General features: G+C 68.4%; 8 protein-coding genes. 2 read left to right on the plus strand and 6 right to left on the minus strand.

The features are described 5' to 3' along the window. The first annotated feature begins 208 nt into the window (after positions 1–208). The gene (locus ACLML9_RS26770; RefSeq protein ID WP_411948114.1) at positions 209–1,018 is read left to right on the plus strand and encodes an enoyl-CoA hydratase/isomerase family protein; all 810 of its coding nucleotides are present in this window, start codon (positions 209–211) and stop codon (positions 1,016–1,018) included. A 6-nt stretch (positions 1,019–1,024) separates the two neighbouring features. Here the strand turns inward: ACLML9_RS26770 and ACLML9_RS26775 are convergent, their stop codons facing one another. From ACLML9_RS26775 to carD, 6 genes are all read right to left on the minus strand, one after another. Continuing rightward, positions 1,025–1,300, minus strand: a complete 276-nt coding sequence (locus ACLML9_RS26775; protein WP_030524119.1) for a DUF4190 domain-containing protein — start codon at positions 1,298–1,300, stop codon at positions 1,025–1,027. Between the two features lie 159 nt (positions 1,301–1,459). Continuing rightward, on the minus strand, positions 1,460–2,428 hold the full coding sequence (rlmB, locus tag ACLML9_RS26780) for a 23S rRNA (guanosine(2251)-2'-O)-methyltransferase RlmB (RefSeq protein ID WP_411948115.1): 969 nt from the start codon (positions 2,426–2,428) through the stop codon (positions 1,460–1,462). Continuing rightward, a complete protein-coding gene (gene cysS, locus ACLML9_RS26785) occupies positions 2,428–3,834 on the minus strand; it encodes a cysteine--tRNA ligase (RefSeq protein ID WP_265802839.1) in 1,407 nt (468 codons plus the stop codon). The genes rlmB and cysS overlap by 1 nt, the downstream gene beginning before the upstream one ends. Before the next feature lie 250 nt (positions 3,835–4,084). Further along, positions 4,085–4,597 (minus strand): 2-C-methyl-D-erythritol 2,4-cyclodiphosphate synthase, encoded by a 513-nt coding sequence (gene ispF, locus ACLML9_RS26790; RefSeq protein ID WP_411948117.1) that lies wholly within the window; start codon positions 4,595–4,597, stop codon positions 4,085–4,087. 2 nt (positions 4,598–4,599) lie between these two features. Beyond that, complete coding sequence (gene ispD, locus ACLML9_RS26795; RefSeq protein WP_411948118.1) at positions 4,600–5,304, minus strand: 2-C-methyl-D-erythritol 4-phosphate cytidylyltransferase; 705 nt, start codon at positions 5,302–5,304, stop codon at positions 4,600–4,602. An 11-nt stretch (positions 5,305–5,315) separates the two neighbouring features. After that, on the minus strand, positions 5,316–5,804 hold the full coding sequence (gene carD, locus ACLML9_RS26800; protein WP_011206964.1) for an RNA polymerase-binding transcription factor CarD: 489 nt from the start codon (positions 5,802–5,804) through the stop codon (positions 5,316–5,318). A gap of 481 nt (positions 5,805–6,285) precedes the next feature. Here carD and ACLML9_RS26805 point away from each other — a divergent pair, with 481 nt between their 5' ends. Further along, complete coding sequence (locus tag ACLML9_RS26805; RefSeq protein ID WP_411948116.1) at positions 6,286–6,921, plus strand: hypothetical protein; 636 nt, start codon at positions 6,286–6,288, stop codon at positions 6,919–6,921. Positions 6,922–7,122 lie beyond the last annotated feature (201 nt).

Genomic DNA, 7,122 nt, shown 5'->3' on the forward strand with positions numbered 1-7,122 from the left:
TCGGCCTCGAAAGCGCATGAGCCGAAGGCTCGAGTCTCGAGGCCGAAACGGCGAGACACCAGGGGGCCTCAACCCCGCGCCGCCGAAGGCGGCGCCAAAAAACACAGCACCTCCACCAGCAAACCCGCATCTCCGACCTTCGCGAACCAACCCGCATCCTCAACCCCGCGCGCGCCGACGCGCCATAAACCCAGCTACCATCCAGGCCATGAGTTCGGAATTGCTCGTCGATGTCTCAACGGGCATCGCCGTCCTGACGTTGAATCGGCCGGCGAAACAGAACGCCTTCAATCCTGCGATGACCGAGGCGCTGGGGGCCGCGCTGAAACGGTGTGACACCGAGGACGCCATCCGGGTCGTGGTGATCACCGGTACCCCGCCCGCTTTCTGTGCGGGCGCCGACCTGTCGGACCGGGTGGGCGAGGTGAGTGCGAGTATCGATCCGCCGCCGTTCCGGGTGCGCAAACCGGTGATCGCGGCGGTCAACGGGCACGCGGTGGGTGCGGGGCTGGCGCTGGCGCTGCAGTGCGATCTGCGTTATATGGCCGACGACGCGGTCTACGCGCTGAGCCAGGTCCGGCGCGGGGTCCTCGCCGACGGCTATGTGCACTGGACGCTGCCGCGGCTGGCCGGGCTGGCCAATGCCGCCGATATCCTGCTCACCGGCCGTACCTTCGACGGAGCGGAAGCCCGGGCCATGGGCTTGGCCAATGCCTGCCTGCCGGCGGCGGAGGTGGTGCCGACCGCGATGGCGGTGGCGCACGATATCGCGGGCGGCTCGGCCCCGTTGAGCGCCGCGCTGTCCAAACGGCTGCTGTGGGAGGGTGTCGGACTGGAACCCGACGTGGTCGCGCGGCTCGAAGCCGATCTGAACGAGCACATCGCCGAAAGCACGGATGCCGGAGAGGCGATGGCGGCCTTCCGGGAGCGCCGGCAGCCCTCGTGGTCCGGCTCGATCAGTGACGAATGGCCGAGCTGGGCGCCAACGAAATGGTCCGGGCAGCAGAGCCTGGACTGACGCCGCTCAGCCTCCGCCGAGCAGCACCACCAGGAACAGCACCGCCATCACGACCATGAGGATGGTGCCGATGACGCCCAGGATGAATCCGACGACAACCTGCGTGTGGCCACCGTATGCGCCGCCGGACTCCTCGATCTGATCGAGTGCGCGTTTACCCATCGCCCAGGCCACCGGTCCGGTCAGCCCGCAACACAGCACGCTGAGCGCACCGAGGAACAGCACCGCTGTCGCATGCGGGTGCTCTACCGGCTTACCGATGGGCGCGTTGGGTATCACCACATGACGAATTCTACGGTGCGGTGCCGGATTTGCGGTCCGGGCGCGGCGGATTCACTTCCGAACCGCCCGCTGACCGCTCCCCGACACGCCCGATCACCGCGCCGAGCCGGCGGCTACCGACCCGTCGGCCGGGGCGGACGGGACGCCGTGCTCGGACGTTCAGGCGCGGCGCTGCCGGGCGGTTTCGGCCAGCACCACGCCCGCGGCGACGGAGGCGTTCAGCGATTCCACCGGGCCCGCCATCGGGATGCTCAGGACCGAATCACAGGTCTCACGGACCAGCCGCGACAGCCCCTTGCCTTCCGATCCGACGACGATCACCGTCGGGGCGGTGGCGTCGAAATCGTCCAGGGTCAGATCGCCGCCGGCGTCCAAGCCCACGATCTGAACACCGGTGGCGGCCCAATCCTTCAGCGTGCGGGTGAGATTGGTGGCACGGGCGACCGGGAGCCGGGCCGCGGCGCCGGCACTGGTGCGCCACGCGACAGCGGTCACACTGGCGCTGCGGCGCTGCGGGATCACCACGCCGTGACCGCCGAAGGCCGCGACCGAGCGGACGACGGCCCCGAGGTTGCGCGGATCGGAGATATTGTCCAGCGCCACCAGCAGTGCCGGTTCGGCGGATTCCCTGGCCCGGGCCAGCAGGTCGTCGGGGTGGGCGTACCGGTAGGGCGGCACCTGCAGCGCCACGCCCTGGTGCAGACCGTTGGAGCTCATCCGGTCCAGATCGGTGCGCGGCACCTCGAGAATGGAGATCCCGGTATCGGCGGCGAGGCGGACGCTCTCGGTGAGCCGCTCGTCGTTCTCGGTACCCACCGCCACGTACAGGGCGCTGGCCGGAACCCCGGCCCGCAGACACTCCACCACGGGATTGCGGCCCAGCACCAGTTCAGGGCCGTCCTCGCTGCGCCTACCGGCCGGGCGTGCGCGACCGGGCGGATTGTTCTGCGCGGCTTTGGCTTTCGCCGCCGAGCGACGCGCTGCCGGATGTTTGGTGCGCTGTTCGGCCGGTGGCGTCGGCCCGCGGCCCTCCAGCCCGCGACGCCGCTTGCCGCCGGACCCGACCACGGCCCCCTTCTTGGTCCCGCCTTTACGAATGGCACCGCGACGTTGTGAATTGCCGGCCATCAGCCCGCCTTTCCAGGGGTAGGTGCGCCCAGCGACCATTCGGCACCGTTGGGTGTATCGGTTACTTCGATTCCGGCCGCCTGCAGCCGATCGCGGACTGCGTCGGCGGTCGCCCAGTCCTTGGCCGCCCGGGCCTGCTGCCGCCGTTCCAGTTCGGCGCCCACCAGCACGTCCAGGGCGGCGTCGGCGGCCGAATGATCGGCAGCGCTGTGCCAGTGCGGGTCGAGCGGGTCCACGCCCAGGACGTCGAGCATGGCCCGGATCTGCCCGGCGTGTTCCCGGGCGGTGTCGAGCACGCCGGCGTCGAGGGCGCGGTTGCCTTCGTGCACGCCGTGGTGGATCTCGGCGAGTGCCTTCGGCACCCCGAGATCGTCGTCGAGCGCGGCGGCGAATCCGTCGGTCCATTTACCCATCGGAATGTCCCCGCCGCGTTCGGCCACTCGCTGCACGAACGCTTCGATCCGCTGATAGGACTGGGCGGCGTCGTGCAACGCCTTGTCCGAATATTCCAGCATCGACCGGTAGTGCGCACTGCCCAGGTAGAAGCGTAATTCCACCGCACGCACCGATTTCAGCACATTCGGAATGGACAGCACATTGCCGAGCGATTTCGACATCTTCTCGCCGCCCATGGTGACCCAGCCGTTGTGCAGCCAGTACCGGGCAAAACCGTCCCCGGCCGCCTTGGACTGCGCGATTTCGTTCTCGTGGTGCGGGAAGACCAGGTCCATTCCGCCGCAATGGATATCGAATTCCGGTCCCAGATAGAACTCGGCCATGGCGGAGCACTCCAGATGCCAACCGGGCCGCCCGGGTCCCCAGGGCGAGGGCCAGGTCGGCTCTCCTGGTTTGGCGGCTTTCCACAGCGTGAAATCACGAGGATCGCGTTTACCGAGGCCGGCGCTCTCGCCCTGGTGCACATCTTCGAGCCGGTGCCCGGACAGATGCCCGTAATCCGGGTAGCTCCGGACATCGAAATACACATTGCCCTCGGAGGCGTAGGCGTGCCCCCGGTCGATCAGACGCTGCATCAATTCGACCATCTGGGTGATATGGCCGGTCGCGCGCGGTTCGGCGGACGGCGGCAGCACACCGAGTTGCCGATAGGCCTGGTCGAAGGCGCGCTCGTGCGTCGCCGCCCATTCCCACCAGGGCCGACCGGCCGCGGCCGCCTTCGTGAGGATCTTGTCCTCGATATCGGTGACATTGCGGATGAACGCCACATCCGAACCGTTGGCCGCCAGCCACCGGCGCAGAATGTCGAAGGCGACCCCGCTGCGTACATGACCGATATGGGGTAGCCCCTGCACGGTCGCCCCACACAGGTACACCGAGGCGTGGCCGGGTACCAGCGGCGTGAAATCACGCAGGATCCGTTTCTCGGTGTCGAACAGGCGCAGCGTCACGGCAGTCGATCCTAGTTTCGTGTATGGATTGCACTCGGATTTGGTGCAGGGGGATATGGGCAGGGTAGCGGTGCGGCCGGGTGTACCGGCAGTCGGCTCGGCCGCGCGTGGGAACTTCGGTATTCCACTGCCGCGGGTTCACGGCCGGCAGTTGTCGCGGTGAGCGGCTCACCGGCTCGAACCGATCACCGGAGAGACCGGCTCGGCCCCGGCGCCGGGCCACAGAACCGATCGGGCGGCCTCGCGGGCCCTATGCCGGTCGCACCTCGCCACCGTCTCCGGGCTGTCCACTCGGCCGCCCGGGACAGTGCAGCAGCGCGGTGGCGACCGCGGCGATCCCCTCACCACGCCCGGTGAGGCCCAGGCCGTCACTGGTCGTGCCGGAAACCGATACGGGCGCGTCCAGCAGATCGCCCAGAAACTGCTGGGCCTGGGCGCGGCGCGGACCGATCCGCGGCCGGTTGCCGATCACCTGAACGGCGGCGTTGACGACCTCGTATCCGGCGTCGTCGAGCAGTCGCCGCACTTCTTTCAGCATGGCGGCCCCGGAAACCCCGGCCCATTCCGGCCGGCCGGTACCGAAGACCGAGCCCACATCCCCCAGGCCCGCCGCGGACAACAGGGCGTCGCAGAGGGCGTGCGCGGCGACGTCACCGTCGGAGTGCCCCGCGCAACCGTCCTCGCCGTCGAACAGCAAACCGGCCATCCAGCAGGGACGACCCGGTTCGATCGGATGCACATCGGTACCGATCCCCACTCGCATGTTCAGCACGGCGTCACCGCCGGGCGCGCGGTGAGCAGGGATTCGGCCAGGCGCAGATCGAGCGGGGTGGTGATCTTGAAGGCCAGCGGGTCACCGGCGACGGTGCGCACCGCGACGCCCAGCCGCTCCACCAGGCCGGCGTCATCGGTCGCCGAGCCCGGGTCGGCGTACGCGGCACGCAATGCCCCCGCGGCGAAGCCCTGCGGAGTCTGGATGGCCCGTAACGCCCCACGATCCGGCGTACCGGTGACATTCCCGCCGGAATCGACGGTTTTCACGGTGTCCACCACCGGCAATGCGGGCACGACCGCGGGATGACCGGCACGCAGCTCGTCCACCACCCGGGCGATCAGCGCGGGCGGAGTGAGCGCGCGGGCCGCGTCGTGCACCAGGAAGAACGCCGTATCACCGGCGGCGGCGAGGCCGGCGCGTACCGAATCGGTGCGCTCGGCGCCGCCGACCACGATCCGCACCGGAGCGTCGGGGGGTAGGAGAGCTGCCGTCCGGTCGACGTGTTCGGCGGGCACCATCACAATGATCTCGTCGACGACCGCGGCAGCCACCAGTCCGTTCACAGCCAGTGTGAGCATGGGTGTGCCGCCGATCGGGACGAACGCTTTGGGTTCATCTGCACCCAAGCGCACGCCACGACCGGCGGCAGGAACCAGTGCGGTGACGGGACCGGCGGCACGGCCGGGACCGTCTATTTTGTGCACGATCAGGAAGCCGCGGCGAGAACCTCGTCGAGAAGCGTCTCGGCCTTGCCGTCATCGGTGCCCTCGGCGAGCGCGAGCTCCCCGACGAGGATCTGCCGAGCCTTGGCCAGCATCCGCTTCTCGCCCGCGGACAGGCCACGATCCTGTTCCCGGCGCCACAGGTCGCGAACAACCTCGGCCACCTTGTTCACATCGCCGGAGGCGAGCTTTTCGAGGTTGGCCTTGTAACGGCGGGACCAGTTTGTGGGCTCTTCCGTATGTGGCGCACGCAGCACCTGGAAGACCCGATCCAGACCTTCCTGGCCCACTACATCGCGGACGCCGACATATTCCGCGTTTTCCGCGGGAACCCGAACAGTGAGGTCACCCTGTGCGACCTTCAGGACCAGATACTCTTTCTGCTCACCCTTGATGGTGCGGGTCTCGATAGCTTCGATCAAAGCCGCCCCATGATGGGGATAAACGACGGTATCTCCGACCTTAAAAATCATGTGTCCCGTGCCCCTTTCGATGTTCACAGTTTAACACGCGACTCGATAACGGCGCGATCAACTGCGCAGGTCAGGGCCACAACGACCAGGTACTGGGGCTTGACAGGACGAGTTTGGTGTGCATCACGTTGTGCCCGAACGGGTGTCGGGCACGGGCCCTCCGAGGGCATATGTAAACCCACTCCACGCGGTCACGCAAGCGGGTCGCGGAGGCCCGATCGTTACCGGTCAGCGCGACGCGCCGGGATATACGCGACACCCGGCCGACGAGGTGTTCCACGACGCACACAGGGGGTGGCGCGAGACTACGATCCGCGAGCCACCGGACACACCGTGACGTGCGACAAATCACACACCGCGCGGCACGTAATCCCCCCTGACACCGCCCGGTGCTCCCCCGGCCCGAACCCAACTACTACAGTGCCTAGTTGGAGTGCGCCCACTCGGACATGGAGGACAACCCGTGACTGCCCTGACTGCTGTGACTGCCGCTGGCCCGGTCCCGACCCGGCGGCGCCGCATGGTGGCGGCCGCCGCGCTCGCCGCCGGTGCGGCGCTCGTCCTGTCCGGCTGCGGCGCCGGCCAGATCTCCCAGACCGCCGTACAGGTCGCCGCCATCAACGGCAACACGGCCAACGCCGGCGATATCGCTCTGCGCAACGTGCACATCGTGTTCCCCGGCAGCGGCACCACCACCCACACCACCGGCGGTAAGGCCGCGCTCGCGCTGTCCATCGTGAACAACGGCGCGGTGGGCACCGACGAACTCACCGGCGTCACCACCGACCTCGGGACCGTCCAGATCACCCCGGGTAGAGGCGGCAAACTCGAGATCGCCCCCTCCGAGACGGTCGTGGTCTCCACCCCGCAGGCCGGCGCGGAAACCCACACCAGCGGCGAAACGATCAAGACCGAAGGCGGCGAGACCACACCCGCACGCATCGAGATCACCGGCCTCACCAAGGACATCATCCCGGGCCTCGCGTACGACGTCACCTTCCACTTCAAGAACAACGGGAACGTCGTGGTCCAGGTCCCGGTCGACGCCGGTGTAGAAGCGCCTCGGCACGAATCGGAACTCTCCAAGAGCACCACGGGCTCGGCGGGCGGCCACTGAGCTCTCCAGGCGCCGATACCGGCCTCCTGGTCGGGGGCCACGGCTTCCGACGCCGACCGAATCGGAAGCACGCTTCACAGGGTGGGCCTGCTCGCGAAGGTGGGACGTGGGCCTGCTCGCGAAGGTGGGACGTGGGCCTGCTCGCGAAGGTGGGACGTGGGCCTGCTCGCGAAGGTGGGACGTGGGCCTGCTCGCGAAGGT

This window comes from Nocardia sp. NPDC002869 (genome assembly GCF_046764065.1).
GTDB classification, from domain to species: domain Bacteria; phylum Actinomycetota; class Actinomycetes; order Mycobacteriales; family Mycobacteriaceae; genus Nocardia; species Nocardia rhamnosiphila.

Excerpts from the sequence above, each read along its gene's own strand:
- ACLML9_RS26770 (WP_411948114.1), top strand. The coding sequence starts at position 209 with ATGAGTTCGGAATTGCTCGTCGATGTCTCAACGGGCATCGCCGTCCTG.
- rlmB (WP_411948115.1), bottom strand. The coding sequence starts at position 2,428 with ATGGCCGGCAATTCACAACGTCGCGGTGCCATTCGTAAAGGCGGGACC.
- ispF (WP_411948117.1), bottom strand. The coding sequence starts at position 4,597 with ATGCGAGTGGGGATCGGTACCGATGTGCATCCGATCGAACCGGGTCGT.
- carD (WP_011206964.1), bottom strand. The coding sequence starts at position 5,804 with ATGATTTTTAAGGTCGGAGATACCGTCGTTTATCCCCATCATGGGGCG.